The sequence below is a fragment of the Pantoea phytobeneficialis genome (assembly GCF_009728735.1).
GTDB classification, from domain to species: domain Bacteria; phylum Pseudomonadota; class Gammaproteobacteria; order Enterobacterales; family Enterobacteriaceae; genus Pantoea; species Pantoea phytobeneficialis.
The window spans coordinates 130,974-149,586 of record NZ_CP024640.1 but is presented as its reverse complement, the minus strand read 5'-3'; the positions used below and the strand labels follow the sequence as shown (position 1 = coordinate 149,586).

The window sequence follows — 18,613 nt, the reverse complement described above, 5'->3', positions numbered from 1 at the left end:
ATATAGTTTATAGATAATGCAATTCAACGATTCAGGTCAATCGGTAATCATAAACATGCAAAAAAACTATGACGCAGGCGATGCGCAACCTTTCGCCCGGTTAAACGAGGGAGAAGGCGCGCCGCTTTATGAAGTGGTGAAGCGCCATATCAGTGAATCCATCCTGCAAGGTGAGCTACCGGCGGGGACCATCTTGCCCAGTGAAAACAGCCTGGCAGCAAATTTTGGCGTGTCGGTTGGTACGGTGCGTAAAGCGCTGGCAGCGTTGACCACGGAAGGGATGCTGATGCGTCGCCGCAAAACCGGCACGGTGGTGACCGGCTGGGCGCCCCTGCATAACCTCAGCCACTTTTTCCAGTACTTTCGTCTGCATGACAAAGCGGGTGGCCTGCTGCGCTCCGAGACGCAGTTGCTTGATTATCAGCGCAGTGGCGCCAGTGAAACCGAAGCGGAAAAGCTCCAGATTGGGGTGGGTGATGAAGTCATCCGGTTAAAACGCTTGCGCCGGGTAAAAGGCATCGCCGCCATGCACGAAACCCTGGTGTTACCTGCCGCGCGCCTGCCTGATTTTCCTTCCGCCGAACAATTACCTCCCCTGCTTTATCGCTTTTTGTTTGAGCGCTACGACCTGCGCGTTGCTGCCGTAAGGGAACAGATTACCGCCACGCTGGCAGACCAACAGGACGCCGCGTGGTTAGAAGTGGCGTTGCCGCATGCAGTGATGGTGATTGATGAAGTCTCTTTCGACCAAAGCGCGATCCCGGTGATCCTGGCGCATCATCGTTTCAGTACCGAGCATTTTATGTATGTGAATGAGGTGCGGTAAGCAGCGGTTAAAAATCGCCTGCGACACAAGTTGTCATATCGGGGAGGACAATTGGCGTTTTAAAGGAGAGAACCATGCTAAACGCCAAAATGATTGAACAGCAACCGACCCCGGAAAACCAACACACTCTCGAGCTGTGGATCTATCGTCTGTTATTCCGCCTGGGTACCCATAAGCAATTTATCACCCAGCATGGCTTCAGCCATCCGGCGTTAGCGGAATTTTTCCATCTCACCCACTATCAGGATCACGAATTTACGCCGCAGTTACAGCAATCGATTTTGCGGGAACTCCGTCTGCGTCATGCTGAACGGGAACAACAATTCGACTCATCCCCCTTTTCGGTCTTTCAACAGGCGGTAGCCACCTTAGCCAGCCGCATTGAACTGAATGCGGCTGAAAGCGCCATTCTGGCATTCACATTACAACTCCATCAGGAACGCTTGTTAGATGAAACTGCGGACTGGCTTGGGCTGGTGACCTCGGTCAATGTGTACCGAATCCTGGCGACTTTGCTCGATTTCCCGGAAAGCGAGATGCGTGCTGCGCTTGGTGCCGACAGTTTATTGATGCAAACCGGCTTGATCAGCCTGGAAACCAGCGGCTCGCACTCGCTGCGTAATAAGCTCGAACCCTTTTCACCCACGCTGTGTGAACGCTTGTATGCCGGTGAGACCGAGCCTGCCAGATTATTGCAGGGCATCATTACACGCTGTGAGCCTGCACAGCTCAGCTTCAATGATTACGCCCATCTGCCTGCGGTTAACGTGGTGCGCCAGTGGCTGGATGTTGCGCTGCAATCAGGTCGGGTGGGGGTCAATATTCTGATCCACGGTCAACCCGGCACCGGGAAAAGCCAGCTTTGTCGCCTGCTGGCAGATGAACTGGACAGTACGATTTATGAAGTGGCCAGCGAAAATGCGGCCCTGCGCCCGATTCAGGGTAGCCGCCGCTTGCACGCCTGTCGGGGAGCGCAACGTTTCTTTCGTGGCGAGAAAGCCCTTGTCTTGCTCGATGAGGCGGAAGATGTGTTTATGGAAAGCGCGGGAACCTTCAGTGGGCTGTCACAACCGGTACCAAAGGCGTGGATTAATCGTTTGCTGGAAGAGAACGCCGTCCCGACGTTATGGGTGTCCAACGATATCAGCGTCATGGACCCGGCGTTTATTCGCCGCTTTGATATCGTGGTTGAGTTGACCTCTCCCCCCCTGCAACAACGGGAAACCCTGCTTCAGGAAACCTGCGGCACCCTACTCACCCCTGGCGAAATTTCTCAGTTGGCCAGCACGCCGTGGCTGACACCTGCGGTAGTGGAGCGCGCCGGAACAGTCATGACCACCCTTAGCGCCACATTGCCGGACGAAAAGGCCAATGAATCTTTAATCTATTTAATCAATAACACCCTAAAGGCTCAGGGGCATGCGCCGATAAGACCAACAAGTAAAGCCAGCAAACCTGCCGTTTATGATATCGCGTTTATTAACAGTGATATCTCACTTGGCGCGGTAACGACCAACCTTTCGCCGCATGATTCGGCGCGCTTTTGTCTGTATGGCCCGCCGGGAACCGGTAAAACAGCCTGGGCGCAGTGGTTAGCCACTCAGTTGGCATTACCGTTGATGGCGAAAACACCGTCGGATTTTTTTGGTCGCTATGTTGGTGAGAGCGAACAGAATATTGCGGCGATTTTTGAACAGGCCAGACGCGATAAGGCTGTGCTGCTGATTGATGAGATCGACAGTTTTCTCGCGACCATGGATGGCTGTCAGCATAGTTGGGAGGTGAGTTGCGTGAACGAAATGCTCAGTCAGATCGCGCACTTTGACGGGATTTTAATCACTACCACCAACCGTTTTGAGGTGCTGGACGCCGCAGCCTTGCGCCGTTTTGATCTCAAGGTCCGGTTTAATTATCTCTGCGATTACCAGTCCGTGGCCCTGTTGAATCTTTACTGTGACAAGTTACAGCTGGGGGAAGCGTCTTCTGCGGCGGTCACTGCTTTAACCAAATTATACGAATTGACCCCGGGAGACTTTTGCGCGGTGGCGCGTCAACACAGCATCACCCCCTTTAGCTCCGCGAGTGATTTTGTTACCGCGCTGAAAACGGAATGCTGGCTCAAAAAACGCGATAAGCCGGCTATTGGTTTTTTGCATTAAACCGCGCCGGATAAATAACACAGGGAATCAAACGTGGCTAAAAGACCCGAGACAATAGAAACCACATTGCTGGCCATCGAGTTATTGCGACGCATTCCGCGCGGCCGAAAAATTACCGCCCGCGAACTGCATGAACAGTTAAGTCATGCAGGCATTGAGCGCGATCTGCGCACCATCCAGCGCCATCTGGAGATGCTGTGTAACCATTTTGATATTGAATGCGACTTACGCAATCGCCCCTATGGTTATCGCTGGTTAGAGAATTCTCGCGGCGTGTCGCTGCCGGTGTTAAACCCGCAGGAATCGCTGCTGTTGGCGATGGCGGAAGCGCACCTCAAACCCATTCTGCCGACCCGGTTGATCAAATCCATGACCGGTTTTTTTACCCAGGCGCAACGCAATCTGCATGCCAGTGGACAAAGTCGTCTCGAAGCGGAGTGGCCAGATAAGGTCCGCGTCGTGGCAACCAGTCAGCCACTGTTGCCACCCCCCATCGCGGAGGGGGTGTTTGAAGCCGTGAGCGAGGCGCTGTATCTCAATCGCTGGCTAAAACTGACCTACCGTAACGCAGCAGGTCGCGAGAGTGAAAACAAGGTCATGCCGCTGGGTCTGGCGCAGCAAGGGCCGCGTTTGTATCTGGTGTGCCGTTTTGACGGTTACGACAATGAACGCAGCCTGGCACTAAACCGCATTCTGGCGGCCAGCGTCAGCACCTTCAGCTTTGAGCGGCCGGCCGGGTTCAACCTGAAAAAATATGATGATGATGGCCGTTTTGGTTTTGGTGAGGGCCATCAGATCTACCTGACTTTTGAAATTGACCGGGCGGCCGGGCTGCATCTGCTTGAGTCCCCGCTGTCGATCGACCAGACCCATCGCGAAATCCCGCCCGACCGGCTGGAGATTTCCGCCACCGTGGTTGATAGCGCCATGTTGCAATGGTTTCTGGCGGCATTTGGTGATGCGGTAAGTCATGTACAACGCCAACCCGTGACAGAAGGCGATGCCATACGATGAACAGCATGACCTGGGGCTTGTGTGCGCCTGCCACTGTCCCCTCCATCCGCAGAACCCGCACGCTGCAACTGAACGAGATAGCCGCACGTTTCAATCAGCTTGCCGTACCGGGCCTCGGCGGGGTGTGGTTTGCCCGGCAAATCGTTATGGCCTTACAGGGTGTGTGGATTGCGCGCCAGTTAAATAACGGCACCAGCAATATTGAAGCGGCGAACGCGATTGAGGCGCTAAGCTGCTGGAAGGGATATGTTGAGGGAAAGCAGAGAGATGCGCGTCTGCGCGGTTTTAACAAGATTCGCAAACTGCATGCCAAAGACCTGACGTTTAACGCTGCCCGGAAACGGACATTTTATGTCACCATTCCAATGCGGATGGGGACGGTTGAGGCGTTACCCGCGCTGGGTTTTGTCACTCCACAACGCAGCTTTAACGCGTTCGACTGCACCGCCACAGGCGAACAACTGCTCAGGCTGGATAAAGGGCAACAGGCGTTGTTCACCCGCTGGATCGCCGCGCCAGACTCGATAGCCACCAGGGCGGTGCAGCCCTCGTACGAAGCGCTGTCATCGGATGCCTGTCAGCTGATTCGAAGCCAACTGCAACACGCGGGGAGCGAAACGGATAGCCAGCGGCGCAGTGCTGCTCTGGCCTGGATGGATCGGCTGCGCCAGTCACGCCCCGCGCGCATCCGTTGGGAAAAGCGTCCGGCAGAGATTACCGTTGAACACTGGCATGATTTGCAAGCCGGCGCGTATTTTTTTGCCACCCGCGCTGCCGCGCTGGAACTGCTGGAGCGTCTCGAAGTCGAGATGGCGCAACACCACTCCGGTGTGTGTCACGATTTACGCTCCCCTCTTTCGCCGCCTCTGCTGGATGCGATACAGCATTTGCGCCAGCGCGCGCAGGCATTTTTGCTGTTGCAGCATCCTGACGCGGCAGCCAGGCAGTTCTGCCATGAATGTGACCAGCCACCCGCAGCTGTGTTGCGCGCACTGGTGGAGCGCGATGGCCATATCCTGAAACTCAACGCTGAACAGATTGAACCCGGTAACGCCTTTCGGGGAAATAGCGCTGCTGACACGAACCAGGACGAGGACGCGGTGGAACCGCCATCTGCGCAGGACTTCTGGCCCGAACATCTCTCCAGGCGGATGCACAATCTTTTTTTACTCAATCTGGACCTGCATGGTGAGCTGTCGGCCTGGCTCGATAAGGGGAAAGTCGCATGACCGGTTATGCAAAACTGCCCCCGTCACTGGTCGACTACTTTGATGCGCCTCGCGGCTACACTGGGCATTTCGGCTGGTTGTGCGGCTATTCAGCCAGCGAGGATTTTCTGGAGTCGGCGCTGGATCGCTTCACCGGTCTGAATAAGGCAGCGCGTGCGCATCATGGACATAGCAAGCTGGCGCTGTTTCTGGATGCGGGCAATCGGTTTATTTCGCCGCTGACGGTGCCCGGCGTGATGCATTGTCAGATGTCTGCCGCACCGCCACTTAATCTTCTCCATGCCAAAGTCGCGCTCCTCGGGTTCAAACCCCATGATGAACAACATGGCTGGCGCTTGCGGCTGTTGGTCAGCACCGGCAACTGGACCCGGCAATCCCTGGAGGAGAGTCTCGATCTGGTCTGGTGCCTCGACCTTTCCGCGGAAGCCTTGCATCAGCCGGGAGAGGCATGGCGGCAAAGCTGTGCCGATTTCCGGGCTGCACAGATGCTCTTTGATGAGATTGCCGGTTGGTGTGATACCTCACTGCTTTCTCTTACCATCAATGATCAACCTACCCTCAGCAGCCTTGCACGGCGGGAAGTGGAGTCCTGGCTCAGCCAATGCCGCAAATACGCCAGGGGCACCCCACGGTTGGTGGATAACCGCAGGACATCGCTGTTTAGCCAACTCAAGCGCTGGCTTTCCGATGCGGAACGACAGGGAAAGCGTAATTATCTGGCGATGGGGTCTGGCTTCTATGAAGGCGGTAACGGCTCGGCGCCGCTGGTGCCAGAAAAAATTGTGCAACTGTTACAGGAAACGGCGGCATTAACCCATAGCGCGCAGATTGATCTGTACGTTAATCCGCACGCCTGCCAGGCCGTCGCCCAGCGTGTCGAAGCCTTGCAAGCACAGGGCATGACCATCAGGCCGCCCGCCCAACTCCGCCAGGTTGAGCGCACGCTGCATGCCAAATTCATTTTCAGTGCCAATCATCGCAGCGTGAGCGATATGCTGACACGCGGTTGGTTATATCTGGGATCCGGCAACCTCACCGGACCGGGGTTTATGCAACGCATGAAACCCGCCGTGGGTAATCTGGAGGCGGGGGTGTTCTTTTGCCCTGACCGCCTGGCGAAGACCTCCGCCGGGAAACAGCCAGCAGAGAACACCCTGAGCTGGTTGCTGCCCATTCAATCCGACAGCGACTGTGACGATCTGTCAATTCCCTTGCAGGCTGGTGAGGAGATGACTGAACGCCCTCCTCACTATGCACCGCCCATCAGTGGGTTGCTATGGCAACCTGGCGCGGGGAATCAGGGGCTGCTTTCCCCACCCTCTGCTTCGCCGATAACGATCACCGTGCTGGATATGGCGGGCGTGCCCTGCCCTGAAGTGACGCAGGGGTTTGTCTGGCAGGGTGAAATGCCACGCAGCGTGAGCATCCGTTGGCAGTCAGAGGGGGTTAGCTTCGGGGCGGATATCCCGGTTATGGATGAACTGGGTCGTATTGCCGCCACGCCGCTGCGCCAACTGAACCTCGATGAGGTGCTTTGGCAGTTATCCCATTTCCCCCAACCACCTGACCTTGATGTTGTTGACCCGGAAGGTGAGCAAGCTGGCCTGCTCCCCGACATGCTGCAAAGTCACCCCGAGGACATGTCACTGACTTCACAACCGATCCGCCAGGTGATGTCCCTGATCGAAGGGATTGCCGAGTGTCAGACCCGTCTGAGTGAAGATCAATGGCTTTACTGGTGCCGTAGCCTTGAGCAAACGTTGCTCCAGGCCAGCGGCAACGCCGATTTGGCCCGTTTCACCGATTTGGGCATTAACCCGTTGAGTGCGTTAAAAGCCGCGCCTTTCCGCCCGGCGTTTGCCGAAGATGACGACAGCCTGCCGGGTCAGGATTATTTGCAGATGTTGCGACGTATCGAAACGGCCTGGGGTGTCAGTGATCTGCACGCCTTTGCGGAGACAGCCAATGAATAACAGTTTCGCCGGTTGGCCGGTGGTGGCGCAATCACTGCGCGCGGTGGTGAAGAACGACGTCGCGTTAAATGCCGGGCAGAAAGCGACGTTGTTGGCGATAGCCGCAAGAATTGAGCAGCACGGCGTGATTCTGGCCGATGAAGTGGGTATGGGCAAAACTCGCATTGCCACCACGCTGGCCCAATGCGTTATGGCTGCGGGAGGCCGGGTGGCGATACTGATCCCCGGTGGGTTGGCGGCCAACTGGCGTGCTGAGTTGCAGGTCTCGGGCATTACGCCGGGTGCGCCTTTGTTAAGCCTGCGGCAATACAAAGCGGCCTGGCACGCGGAGGCGGCCTCACGCCCCTGGTTTGAAGAACCCTGCCTGATGATCTCTCATGCGATGGCCAACTGGCGTCTGGGCAGGAACAGCCTTGAATGGCGCTGGGGATGGCTTCCGGCGGTGGTTCACCGCTGGCGGGACAAAACCGATTGTCCCCAGTTATCCACCCCTGAACTCAGCCAGGCGGCGCGACTGATTTGCCAGGCGATCCGCCGCCTGCCCGCAGCACATCCCGCCCGCAAGCGAATCAATCAGCTGGTCAAAGAGGTGGGTAATCAGCGCCGATATTCCGAGCAAAACTATGCGGTCGGTTCGCCACAACGTCGCCAGCTTGCGACCAGTGTCGGATTGGGGCTGGGGACCTTTGAGTTAATCATTGTCGATGAAGCTCACAAAAGTCGGGGATCAGACAGCAGCCTCAACCGTTTGTTGGAAGAGGTGATTCAACCGGCTCACGACGCCCGCCGTCTGGCGATCAGTGCCACGCCGATTGAGCTGGACAGCCATCAATGGCAGCAGATGCTGAGCCGCATTGAGGTTAACGCGACACCCCTGCTGCCAGTGATTGGTGAGTATCAATCCGCGGTGGCAGAGATTCGCCATGACTATGCCGACAGTCGGGTACAGCAACGCTATCGTCAGGCCGCTGCCGCTTTCGAGCAGGTGCTTGCCCCTTATCTGCTGCGGCGTGACAAGCGTGAAGACGAGCTGGTGCAAAAATTCCATCAACATGCCGGACAGGCTTACCGGCGTGAACAGGAAATCGTGGTGGATACCTTCACCCTGCCGATGAACTGGAAACAGGCCGTCTGTGCCGCAGAAGCGCTCTCCTTTGTCAGTCGATTACATGAAAACAGCAGCGCCAAACGGGTACGGCTGACCTTCGGCAACGGTCATGGCATCTCCTCTCTGCTTAATCATCCTCAGGAAGACGAAGATGAGAAGGAACCCGCCGTTGTGCTGGACGACAAACGCCAGCAACGCGCGGCGTGGTGGCAGCAGCGGCTGAGTGCCGCCATGCAGGCGGATGCAGGCGGTTCATTGTTTAACCACCCTGCGATTCTGGCGACCGTAAAAGCCGTCGAAGCGGTCTGGGACAGTGGGGAAAAGGTGCTGGTGTTTGGTCGTTTTACCCAGCCGATGTCTGCCTTAACGAAGTTACTGAATGCGCGTGCCATGTTACGCACGCTGGCGGCGGGTAAAGAATACTGGCCACAGGAAAAAGTGCATGCCGATGAATGGCTTGCCATCCAACATGCCTGGCGTCAGTTGTATCACGGCGAAGCAAACAAGCGTGAAATCGACGACCAACTGGGTAAACAGTACAAAAAACTCGAACAGCAGCGACGTTCGTTGCGCAGTCATCTCCTTTCCCTGTTGAAACAAGGCATTGCTGCTGGCAACGACCTGAGCCTGCAAGCGGTATTCACGGTATTTGAGCAATCGGTGGCGCTTGAGCGGCAAACCAACGATTTGACCAACGTTGCCAATGCGCTCTACGCACTAACCGGTTCCGCAGAGGAGCGGCGTTCACCTTCACATCTTGCTGAAGCCTTTGGCGAGTTGGTGAACGCGGCACGCAACCGTGACCATATCGAGCCGGTTGACGAGGATGAAGATGAGAGCCAACTGGCGGAACAACGCTGGCAACGGGTGCTGGAGATTCTTCAGGAGGAGTTCAGCCGACGCGAAAGTGGCTTTGCCCGACTGATGGACGGCAAAACCTCAACGGCGACCCGTAATCTCCTCAACCTGGCCTTTAACCGCCAGCACAGTCGACCTGGTGTGCTGGTGGCTCAGTCGCGGGTCGCCAGGGAGGGACTGAACCTCCATTTGGCCTGCCGCACGGTGATTATGCTGCATCTGGAGTGGAATCCCGGTGTGGCAGAACAACAAATTGGCCGGGTCGATCGTTTAAATAGCCTGTGGCACAAACTGTTGGACGAGGCACTGGCCGCAGGTAAACGCGGGGCTGCGTTGCCGACGATTAATTTCTCCCCGGTTATTTTCAAAGGCACCTACGACGAACACCACTGGCAGGTTTTACGCCAGCGTTGGGACAATTTACGCGCCCAACTGCATGGCAATCCTTTTCCCGTCAGTGCACTACAGGGGGATGCCACTGGCCGGGAGGTTATGCAGTCAATGCTCGATGCCGCACCAAATTTTTCCCCGCTGCGCAAAGTTAACGTTTACAAGGGATAGATATGCACGAAACCACCATCGCTCTGCTTTGTGATGAAGCCAGTCGCTTGTTGCAACTGAATATTGATCTGTTGCACAAGATGACCGATGAACCTCAAATGCTGCCAGAGACAAAACAGGGTGACCTGGAACAGTTATTTGATCGCCAGCAAGCGGCGAAGAAGAGAGAAGAACTGGCCGGGGAACAACAAAAAATCGCCCAAAGAGAGATGGTGTTGGCGATTGTCGGCACCATGAAAGCCGGTAAATCCACCACCATTAACGCGATTGTTGGCAAAGAAATTCTGCCTAACCGTAATACGCCAATGACGTCCGTACCGACCCTGATCCGTCATGTGCCAGGTAAGATTACCCCGGATTTAACCGTGCGTAACACTGAGGTGCTGCGGTCGCTGCTGGCTGAGTTAAAGGAAAAAACCGCTGGTGATAAAGCGAGAAAAGGCCTATTCGGCCTGATGAAAGATGACGAGAAGAGCAGGCTGCTCAATGTTATCCGCGATCAGCACTGGCTACAGGACAATTATCAAGGGGAAGAGGCCATCTTTTCCTTCCTGAACCATCTGAATGATCTGGTGCGTTTGTCCGGTGAGCTGAACGTGACTTTTCCTTTTGACGCGTTTAATGAATTCCACGAATTACCGCTGATTGAGGTGGAATTTAGCCATTTAACAGGTATGGATGACAGCCAGGGCACCCTCACCCTGCTGGATACCCCAGGCCCTAATGAGGCGGGTCAACCGCATATCCAGGCGATGATGCGCGAGCAGTTGCAAAAGGCTTCAGCGGTGCTGGCGGTGCTGGATTACACACAATTAAATTCGCTGGCCGACCAGGAAGTACGCAACGAGTTGAATGCGTTCACCGCCACCGCGGCGGGACGTCTTTTTGTGTTGGTGAATAAGTTTGATCAGCAAGACCGCCACAGCGATGATGAAGCAACGGTGAAACGCCGGGTGCCGTTGATGTTTGATGATCATGTGGTGAGCGCTGAACGGGTTTATCCGGGGTCGGCGCGTCATGCTTACCTGGCAAACCGTGCCAGAAGTACACTCAACCGTGGCGGCTCACTCTCGGCCAGTGAAGAGTGGGTGGCCGATTTTGCCCAACTGGCTTACGGACGTCGCTGGAAGGAAAAACTCGCTGACCGGGCGCAAACGTTGAGCCTTGCTGAAGACATCTGGCAGGAATCTTTGTTGGAACAATTGATTACCGAAGTGGTTCAGGCAGCACATAACAAAGCTGCCGCGCTGGCCGTCGATTCTGCGGTGGCCAGGCTGGTGCAAAATGCGCAAGAGGTCAGCGCTTATCTCGCGGTTCGTCATCAGGGACTCAACGCTGACGTGGAAGCGTTGCAGCAGCAAATTGATGCGTTGCTCACCGACAGCGCGGCAATCACTTCGCACCAGCAAGTTATCGCTGAGGAGGTGACGGCCTCCCAACATCGTATTGAACAACAAACGGTTGAGTTGCTCGATGACGTGCAGCAGCAACTGGCGGATGAGATTGCCTGTTACTTTCGTGAAGGTAAGTTACGGGACGAACGCGATCCCCGACAGCAACGTACTGCCTCGCCAACCGAATCGTTTATGCACTTTTTTGCGCAGGGTCATGCCGATGGCAGAGACTTTGATCCCCGCCAGCCGATGGTTAAATTCAGTAGCCGCAAACAAGCTGAAGATTTTATTACCAACGTCGAAAACGCGATGAAGACGTTACTCACCCCGATTGAAGAAGAGGTAAAAACCCGGCTGAACGCCATTGTTTCCGGCATTGAGCAGAGTTTCCAGGGTAACGCCATGTCTGCCGTGGCAGGCATCGCGCAGCAAATCAATACGCGCCTTGGCGAGGAGGGTTTCTCGATGACGATCGCGTTCCCCGAGGTTGCCCATTTACAAGCCAATCTGGCGGTGCAAACGCGCATCGCTCATCTGCTGGAAGCCAAAAAATTCCGTGAATCCCGTCGTCGTCGTGCTGATGGGGTATGGGGTACCGTGTGTGGCTGGTTTGATTCCAGTGACTGGGGCTGGGAGGAATTCAGCGTTGATGTGGTGCAAGCCGAGGTGGATGTCAGAAAAATAAGGGAAGAGATCACCACGCATACCGATCAGTATTTTGCGGAGTTGGAAAGCCACATCGAGGCGCAAATCATCAATCCGATCATCAACGAAATCAACCAGTTCTTTGAGCAATTCAGAAGCAAGGTGGAGCAACTACGCAATACGCTGATCCAAAGCACTGAGGATCAACGTGCTGATCAGCAACAACGGCTGCAACTGACCCGCTGCTTGCAGGAGCTGCAACAACTGACGCCGGAGTTAATGCGTGACGCGAAAGCGTTAAAAGACGAACTGGGGATGGTTTTCTGATGTCGCTATTTAAACAATGTTTTCCCGAGATGCAGGCATGCCAGGTACTGGAGAGTATTCCGGAAAAGTTTATCGTGGATTTCGCCAACGGTCTTGATGTGGTTGATGATCATCTGCGCCATCAGCAAAACCGTCCCTTTTTCCAGCGGCTTAAAGAGGGGATAAGTGGTCAGTCTGCGGCACGCCAGCAGGCGATCAATGCCGCTGTGCATGACGGATTGCAGGCTTCGCTCACCTGGTTGACCGAATTGACGCTTTCTCAGGCTAAAACCAATTTCGCCGTGTCGCAGGTGAACGATCGGGTTAATGCCCTGATGCAGGACACGGCCAACATCGCCCATTATTCTGCGGATACGCGCGAGTTACTGCTCGAACTGTCCGACAAAGTCCATCTGTGGATGGCAAACAACGATGAACAGCTGAAGCGTATCGACAGCGTTCAGCGCGGTCAGTTGCATCTTGATCGCGTCCTTTCTCAGTGGAGCGCAGGCCGTTATGCCGCCATTCCCATCGCCAGTCGTTGCTACGTGGCGCTGGAGGAGTTGCGTTGGGGAGCATTCGGCGAGGTGATTCGCGACGGTGAGGTGCAACAAAGTCAGCAATTGATCGAAACGCTAAAAAATCGTGTGCTGACGCAGATGGCGCAGGATTATGGCCGTAATGGCCACGCACGCCATGACATCCGTAACTGGTTGAGCTGGCAGCAGGATACGCTGCAAACCCCTGACTGGCCGGAAACCCTCAGTTGGCTGGCTGACTGGAGTACCGATGTGCGTCAGCCGATGTGCCGGGCAGTGACGCAACCCGGAGCCGCATTGCCGCTGCGCATCCCACGCATTTGTTCAGCAGAACGTATTGCCGCTACCCTGGTCGATGAAGTCTTTAGCAAGGAGCACGCATGAATCAGACACTTAAGGTAGGACTTGCCCTCTCTGGCGGTGGTGCCATTGGTGCGTATCAGGTCGGCGTAGTCAACGCCCTTGCTGAATCCGGTACCCAGGTGGATGTGATTGCCGGTGCCAGTATTGGTGCGCTGAATGGCGCGATTCTCGCCTCGTCGCCTTCGCTGGATGCCGGTGCCGCGCGCCTGCGGGAGATATGGCAACACTTAGGCGGCAACAACGTTCTGCAACTGAATAAATCGATCTATCTGCGCTTTATCACCCAGTTTGGTCTGTCGATGGGGCTGACTCCGGTGTTAGGCAAAATGGGTTGGTTGGTCAGCAATTTGATGGCACAACTGGGCGTCTCCAGGCTGAGCACTCTCCAGCAGGATGAATCCTTATTGTCGGATCAGCCGCTGATGGACTTGATGAACCGGTTTCTGGCACCCGACGAGTTAGCGAGCGGCATTCCGTTGCATGTTTCTCTGTATCCAACGGACGGGGGTATTGCCGATATCCTGCGCTGTTTACTGGCTGAGGTTGGGGTAAGTGAAACTAATGCCTCAGAATTTCAACTCGTGCAGGCGCTGCCAACAGCGCTGCAAAAGGAGGCGCTGTTGGCTTCGGCTGCTCTGCCGTTGTTGTTCAAACCACGCGAGATTAACGGCAAGCGTTACAGTGATGGCGGGATGGGCGGGTGGAGCACCGTACAGGGCAACACCCCGGTCACGCCGCTGGTTGCAGCCGGTTGTAACTGCATAATCGTTACCCATCTGAGTGACAGTTCATTATGGGATCGCCACTCATTTCCTGACACCACGATCCTCGAAATCAGGCCGCGAACCACGTTACGCCGTAATCAAGGGGCGCTGGGTGGCGCGAAAGACCTGCTGGGCTTTAGCGCAGAGAATATCCAGTCGTGGAGAGAGCAGGGTTATCTGAACACGATCGCTGCACTGGAGCGCATTAAGGCTCCCATGCAGGCGCGCCAGCAGTTAAAGGCATCACATACGCGTTGGGATGAAAGCACCTCACACGATAGCGAAAGCCAGGTTCGGTTACAGGATGCACTGGCGCGGATAAAACCATCGGGACGGTGATGACGGCTGGTTTGTCATTTTTTTGTCATCTTCTTGTCAGCACGTTGTTGGTCCCAGGCGGATAGATTGGCGCATGAACACCTTTGTTGAATTTGAGGATAAATCATGAAATTACGTCATCTCTCCGCCATCGCATCGCTGGTCATGGCGGCTTGTAGCGCCACTGCTCACGCGGATAGCACCACGGCACCACAGGAAGTGAAGAACATCGTTCTGGTCCACGGCCTGTTTGCCGATGGTTCCAGTTGGGGCAAAGTGATCCCCCTATTGCAGGCGAAAGGTTTGCACGTTACGGCGGTGCAAAATCCGACAACCTCGCTGGATAATGATGTTGCCGCCGTCAAACGCGCGCTGGCACAGCAGAACGGCCCGGTTATTCTGGTGGCGCATTCTTACGGCGGCATGGTGATCAGCCAGGCGGGTGATGAGCCGGAAGTCAAAGGCCTGGTTTATATTGCCGCCCGCGCCCCTGAAGCCGGTGAAGATTACCCGGCGCTGACCAAAAAATACCCGGCGGCACCGGCCTCGGCGGGCCTGAAGTGGAATAATGGCGGTTATGGTATGTTAACCGAATCAGCTTTCATTCATGATTTTGCCGGGGACCTGCCGACAAAAGAAGCCCTGTCATACTACGCAGTACAGCAGCCGATCGGTAAAGCCATCACCCAGGCAAAAACCACGATGGCGGCCTGGCATGACAAACCAACCTGGTATGCGGTATCAACCGAAGACCGCACCATCAACCCGGATTTAGAACGCTTTATGGCGAAGCGTATGCACGCACAAACTATCGAACTCAAGTCCAGCCATGTATCGTTGATTTCACAGCCTGTCGCGGTGGCCAACCTGATTATGAAAGCCGCTCACGTCCCAGGCTACTAAGTTATAATGACGCGAATGGGGTGCGCCTCGTACCCTCTTCTCTCCTTGTTACGGGATTGCCATCGTTTGAAAATCCTCATTATCGAAGACGAAGCAAAAACGGCAGCTTACCTGGTGAATGGCCTCAATGAAGCGGGTTACACCGCTGACTGGGCGGCGAACGGTATTGATGGTCTTCACCTGGCGCGGGAAGAAGTTTATGACCTGATTCTGCTGGATGTCATGCTGCCGGAGATGTCCGGCTGGACGGTAATGGAGCGTCTGCGCGCCCACAATCAAACGCCGGTGCTGTTTCTCAGCGCACGCGGTACGCTGGAAGATCGTCTGCGTGGGTTAGGACTGGGGGCCGACGAATATCTGGTTAAGCCATTCTCTTTTGCTGAACTGCTGGCGAGGATTCGCATCATTTTACGGCGAGGTCAACCGATAGCGGAAGCGGAAGAAGTCCTGTCGCTGGGGGATTTGATGTTGGATGTGGCGAAATTTCGCTGTGAGCGTGCAGGTAAGCGTATCACGCTGACCAATAAAGAGTTCAAGCTGCTGCTGTGTTTATTGCAACACCCCGGTCAGGTGCTCTCGCGCACATTCCTCGCTTCCCGCGTCTGGGATATGAACTTTGACAGCGATACCAATGTGGTGGATGTCGCCATCCGCAGATTACGACAAAAAGTTGACGATCCTTTCCCGGTACGGTTGATCCATACCGTGCATGGTGTTGGCTACCGTTGCGAGGTCGAGGCATGAAGCGCGCCTCGCTCACGTTTCGCCTGTCGCTGTTGTTGGCCGCTTTTTCTTTCGTGGCATCGGCGGTGATGGGCAGTGCGCTTTACTATGCACTCCGACATCAGCTCTCCCTGCGCGATGACGCGGCGCTGGTGTCCCGCATTGACCAAATCAGCACCTTGTTGAAAAATCTCGACGCGCGCCAGTTGATCCGCGAAAAACCGCATCTGTTTGCCAATATGCTGGGCAACACCGAGTCGCTACTGGTAATCCGCTATGTTGACGGTGCAACGTTGTTGGAAGTGAATCCAATGCAGCGCGCAATTCCTGTCGCTACCCCTGTTGCCGCCGGTCAAAAACTCTCACTGGAGGCGGTGCATCATGCAGACAGTGCAGATGGGACACCGATGATTTACATGGCCGCCATCAGCCCCTCGACGAATAATTTGCCACCACTGGAGATTCTGACAGCACGGGTGTTAAGCGACAGAACCCATATTCTTGCCGAGTATCGTAATAATATTTTATTTTTCGCATCGTTGATGGCGGTGATATCCGTGGTGCTCGCGGTTATTTTTGCCCGTCGTGGGGTTTCGCCGCTGCGCAGGTTAGCAGATCGTACGGCGCAGATTGGCACCAGGACCCTCTCCTTCCGGCTGAATAAGAACGATGTCCCGACTGAACTGGATACGTTAATTGACCAGACGAATGCCATGCTGGAACGTATGGAACGGGGATTTCAGCAATTGAAGCAGGTGAGTGCCGATATGGCACATGACTTGCGAACGCCCATTACTACTCTGCTGGGGCAGACGGAAGTCGGGCTGAGTGCTACTCGGGATAACGCTTATTATCAGCGACTGCTGGGGTCGAACTTTGAGGAGTTACAGCGCATGTCACGGATGATCGACAACATGCTGTTTCTGGCGCAGGCGGAACAACCTGACCAGGTCATCCAGTGTAGCGATATCGATATCAGTGCAGAGATGGCGCGGATTTGCGCCTATTTCGAAGATCTGGCCGCCGACCGGGATGTGACCCTCCGGACGCACGGCAGCGGTAAGGTATTTGCCGATGCCATGCTGTTGCGTAGAGCGCTGGCAAACCTGCTGTCAAACGCCGTGCGTTTCGCTCGCGCAGGAAGCAAAATTGATCTGATTGCTGAAGCTCTGTCTGATGGGATGAGTATCCAGGTGATTAACCACGGTGAGACGATCGCCCCCTTACACCAGGAGCGGATCTTTGATCGTTTTTATCGGGCTGACCCTTCCCGTAACAACTCGGCGCATTCCAGCGGGCTGGGACTGTCAATCGTCAACTCAATCATGCAGTTGCACCAGGGACGCTGCTGGGTTGAAAGCCGGGATGGTATCACCTGTTTTGGTCTGATGTTCCCCGACGCAAAACGCCTGAACAACGTATAAAACATTCACGGATTCATTACCCCAAACTGCCGCTGTAACGCAATTTTGCCCCTGGCGGTGAAGGTCACCTCCCGATATCCGGGCGTGATGGCTATCCATGCTTTTTGCCGGAACAGCGTCAGCAGTGCCGCACCGGCATCCCCTCCCAGATGAAAGCGTCTTTCGCTCCAGTCGAGGCAGGCACAGCAAGCTTTACGCCGGGATAAAGGATTCAGCACCGCGCCCAGATGCAAAAAATGGGTTTTGCCCGCAGGTGTCAGTGCTGCACCTCCGGGTTCCAACCAGCCTTCCTGCTGCATAAAGTCGTAAATCTTCACAGCGATTTCACCTGCGAGGTGGTCATAGCAGGTTCTGGCATGGCGGAGATGCCGCGGTGTTCGTGATACCGCTGACGTGCCGGGGTTTATCGTCACACCCATCAGCGTTTCCAATAGCCCGGCAATTTCGCGTCCGGCAAGGCGATAATAGCGATGTCGCCCTTGTGTCAGGCAGAGGATTAGCCCGTTACTGAGCAGCCGCGAGAGATGACCACTGGTGGTGGATGGCGCAATGCCCGCCACCGCACTGAGTTCGGTCGCGGTCCAGGCGCGCCCATCCATTAATGCGCAGAGCATACTGACCCTCGACGGGTCAGCTATGGCGGCGGCAACGGCTGACATGGATTGTTCCAGCGAACTCTCCGGCAAGTCATCGGATGCGATATTCAACAGGTTCATGCAGGAGGTGTTTCCCATTCTCGCGTCGCTTCGGCGGCCCGTTCATGATTGTCAGTGACAAGAATAAGCCGGTTACTGTGATCGCTGTACTGTACCAATATATTCACACCGCTACGGGCAATTGCATCGGCAATTGCCCCCAATTCTCCGGGACGTTCCTGGCGTAATTTTCTGATCAATGGACGACAAATGTTCCTGACGTCAAAGCCTGCGTCAGCCAGTACCTGAAGCGCTTTTTCACCGTCTTCAACCAAAAAATGAGCATGCCTTTCTTCGGCGGTTGCAAACATCCCCCCCCCCCTTCCAGGCCAACACCATTTTTACCCAACAGTTTACCAAAAGCAGCCAGTGAGCCGGGGGTATGCTTAAGAACAACGTGAATATCATACATGGTGTAGCGACTCCTGATCTGACGAGTAATCCCGTAATACGTGGACAACGCGAATTCTGTAAAACGCAAAAATCGAACTTTTACCCTCTTCCTGGGCAGACTGATGCATCAGATTGTCTTTCCAGCGGGCCACCGACGTCTCATCCTCCCACCATGACAGGGAAAGTATCTTTTCGGGATTATTCAGACTCTGAAACCTTTCCAGGGCGATAAACCCTGGCGCATCTGCCAGCAAGGGTTTCAACCCGGAGGCGAGTTGCAAATAGCGCGCCTGGGCAGCGGGTAAGGCTTCTGCTTCAAAAAGAACCGCAATCATTTCAACACTCCATCATTAAGATGGCGTCAGTTTATGCCCGACAGAAAGCGATGCTTCGGTCGGCACCGAAATATGGAAAGTGG

At 55.2% G+C, this 18,613-nt stretch carries 14 protein-coding genes and 1 pseudogene; 12 read left to right on the top strand and 3 right to left on the bottom strand.

Features of this window, described 5'->3' with window-relative positions; genetic code table 11:
* The first annotated feature begins 55 nt into the window (after positions 1-55).
* The 12 genes from CTZ24_RS26075 to CTZ24_RS26020 all read left to right on the top strand — a co-directional run bounded on the left by CTZ24_RS26075 (position 56) and on the right by CTZ24_RS26020 (position 17,107).
* A complete protein-coding gene (locus CTZ24_RS26075) occupies positions 56-826 on the top strand; it encodes a GntR family transcriptional regulator (protein WP_021185517.1) in 771 nt (256 codons plus the stop codon).
* A gap of 74 nt (positions 827-900) precedes the next feature.
* Positions 901-2,985, top strand: a complete 2,085-nt coding sequence (locus CTZ24_RS26070; protein WP_208727125.1) for an AAA family ATPase — start codon at positions 901-903, stop codon at positions 2,983-2,985.
* 33 nt (positions 2,986-3,018) lie between these two features.
* Positions 3,019-3,999 (top strand): helix-turn-helix transcriptional regulator, encoded by a 981-nt coding sequence (locus CTZ24_RS26065; RefSeq protein ID WP_208727123.1) that lies wholly within the window; start codon positions 3,019-3,021, stop codon positions 3,997-3,999.
* Positions 3,996-5,228 (top strand): hypothetical protein, encoded by a 1,233-nt coding sequence (locus CTZ24_RS26060; protein WP_208727121.1) that lies wholly within the window; start codon positions 3,996-3,998, stop codon positions 5,226-5,228. The genes CTZ24_RS26065 and CTZ24_RS26060 overlap by 4 nt, the downstream gene beginning before the upstream one ends.
* Positions 5,225-7,201, top strand: a complete 1,977-nt coding sequence (locus CTZ24_RS26055) for a phospholipase D-like domain-containing protein (RefSeq protein ID WP_244634108.1) — start codon at positions 5,225-5,227, stop codon at positions 7,199-7,201. Before CTZ24_RS26060 ends, CTZ24_RS26055 begins: the two co-directional genes overlap by 4 nt.
* Positions 7,194-9,728 (top strand): helicase-related protein, encoded by a 2,535-nt coding sequence (locus tag CTZ24_RS26050; RefSeq protein ID WP_208727119.1) that lies wholly within the window; start codon positions 7,194-7,196, stop codon positions 9,726-9,728. The genes CTZ24_RS26055 and CTZ24_RS26050 overlap by 8 nt, the downstream gene beginning before the upstream one ends.
* Before the next feature lie 2 nt (positions 9,729-9,730).
* Entirely contained in the window at positions 9,731-12,094 is a 2,364-nt protein-coding gene (locus CTZ24_RS26045) for a dynamin family protein (RefSeq protein WP_208727117.1), read from the top strand.
* Positions 12,091-12,996 (top strand): diguanylate cyclase regulator RdcB family protein, encoded by a 906-nt coding sequence (locus tag CTZ24_RS26040; protein ID WP_036627241.1) that lies wholly within the window; start codon positions 12,091-12,093, stop codon positions 12,994-12,996. Before CTZ24_RS26045 ends, CTZ24_RS26040 begins: the two co-directional genes overlap by 4 nt.
* Positions 12,993-14,078: a patatin-like phospholipase family protein gene (locus CTZ24_RS26035; protein WP_208727115.1), complete on the top strand. Its 1,086-nt coding sequence runs from the start codon at positions 12,993-12,995 to the stop codon at positions 14,076-14,078. Before CTZ24_RS26040 ends, CTZ24_RS26035 begins: the two co-directional genes overlap by 4 nt.
* A gap of 105 nt (positions 14,079-14,183) precedes the next feature.
* Positions 14,184-14,960: an alpha/beta fold hydrolase gene (locus CTZ24_RS26030; RefSeq protein ID WP_208727114.1), complete on the top strand. Its 777-nt coding sequence runs from the start codon at positions 14,184-14,186 to the stop codon at positions 14,958-14,960.
* Between the two features lie 66 nt (positions 14,961-15,026).
* The gene (locus CTZ24_RS26025) at positions 15,027-15,704 is read left to right on the top strand and encodes a heavy metal response regulator transcription factor (protein WP_208727112.1); all 678 of its coding nucleotides are present in this window, start codon (positions 15,027-15,029) and stop codon (positions 15,702-15,704) included.
* Positions 15,701-17,107 (top strand): heavy metal sensor histidine kinase, encoded by a 1,407-nt coding sequence (locus CTZ24_RS26020; protein ID WP_208727349.1) that lies wholly within the window; start codon positions 15,701-15,703, stop codon positions 17,105-17,107. The genes CTZ24_RS26025 and CTZ24_RS26020 overlap by 4 nt, the downstream gene beginning before the upstream one ends.
* Before the next feature lie 5 nt (positions 17,108-17,112).
* On the opposite strand, the gene CTZ24_RS26015 is transcribed toward CTZ24_RS26020, so the two are convergent.
* The 3 genes and pseudogenes from CTZ24_RS26015 to CTZ24_RS26005 form a co-directional block, all read right to left on the bottom strand.
* Positions 17,113-17,823 carry an ArsR/SmtB family transcription factor gene (locus tag CTZ24_RS26015; RefSeq protein ID WP_208727348.1) on the bottom strand — a complete coding sequence of 237 codons (711 nt, stop codon included), beginning with the start codon at positions 17,821-17,823 and terminating at the stop codon, positions 17,113-17,115.
* Positions 17,820-18,214: pseudogene (locus CTZ24_RS26010) on the bottom strand (amino acid-binding protein). Before CTZ24_RS26010 ends, CTZ24_RS26015 begins: the two are co-directional and overlap by 4 nt.
* On the bottom strand, positions 18,207-18,530 hold the full coding sequence (locus CTZ24_RS26005) for an antibiotic biosynthesis monooxygenase family protein (RefSeq protein WP_208727347.1): 324 nt from the start codon (positions 18,528-18,530) through the stop codon (positions 18,207-18,209). The pseudogene CTZ24_RS26010 and the gene CTZ24_RS26005 overlap by 8 nt, the downstream one beginning before the upstream one ends.
* Positions 18,531-18,613 lie beyond the last annotated feature (83 nt).

Coding starts and splice junctions, on each gene's coding strand:
- CTZ24_RS26005 (WP_208727347.1), bottom strand. CDS start 18,530: ATGATTGCGGTTCTTTTTGAAGCAGAAGCCTTACCCGCTGCCCAGGCG.
- CTZ24_RS26045 (WP_208727117.1), top strand. CDS start 9,731: ATGCACGAAACCACCATCGCTCTGCTTTGTGATGAAGCCAGTCGCTTG.
- CTZ24_RS26060 (WP_208727121.1), top strand. CDS start 3,996: ATGAACAGCATGACCTGGGGCTTGTGTGCGCCTGCCACTGTCCCCTCC.
- CTZ24_RS26050 (WP_208727119.1), top strand. CDS start 7,194: ATGAATAACAGTTTCGCCGGTTGGCCGGTGGTGGCGCAATCACTGCGC.
- CTZ24_RS26055 (WP_244634108.1), top strand. CDS start 5,225: ATGACCGGTTATGCAAAACTGCCCCCGTCACTGGTCGACTACTTTGAT.
- CTZ24_RS26075 (WP_021185517.1), top strand. CDS start 56: ATGCAAAAAAACTATGACGCAGGCGATGCGCAACCTTTCGCCCGGTTA.
- CTZ24_RS26015 (WP_208727348.1), bottom strand. CDS start 17,823: ATGAACCTGTTGAATATCGCATCCGATGACTTGCCGGAGAGTTCGCTG.
- CTZ24_RS26035 (WP_208727115.1), top strand. CDS start 12,993: ATGAATCAGACACTTAAGGTAGGACTTGCCCTCTCTGGCGGTGGTGCC.
- CTZ24_RS26070 (WP_208727125.1), top strand. CDS start 901: ATGCTAAACGCCAAAATGATTGAACAGCAACCGACCCCGGAAAACCAA.
- CTZ24_RS26020 (WP_208727349.1), top strand. CDS start 15,701: ATGAAGCGCGCCTCGCTCACGTTTCGCCTGTCGCTGTTGTTGGCCGCT.
- CTZ24_RS26030 (WP_208727114.1), top strand. CDS start 14,184: ATGAAATTACGTCATCTCTCCGCCATCGCATCGCTGGTCATGGCGGCT.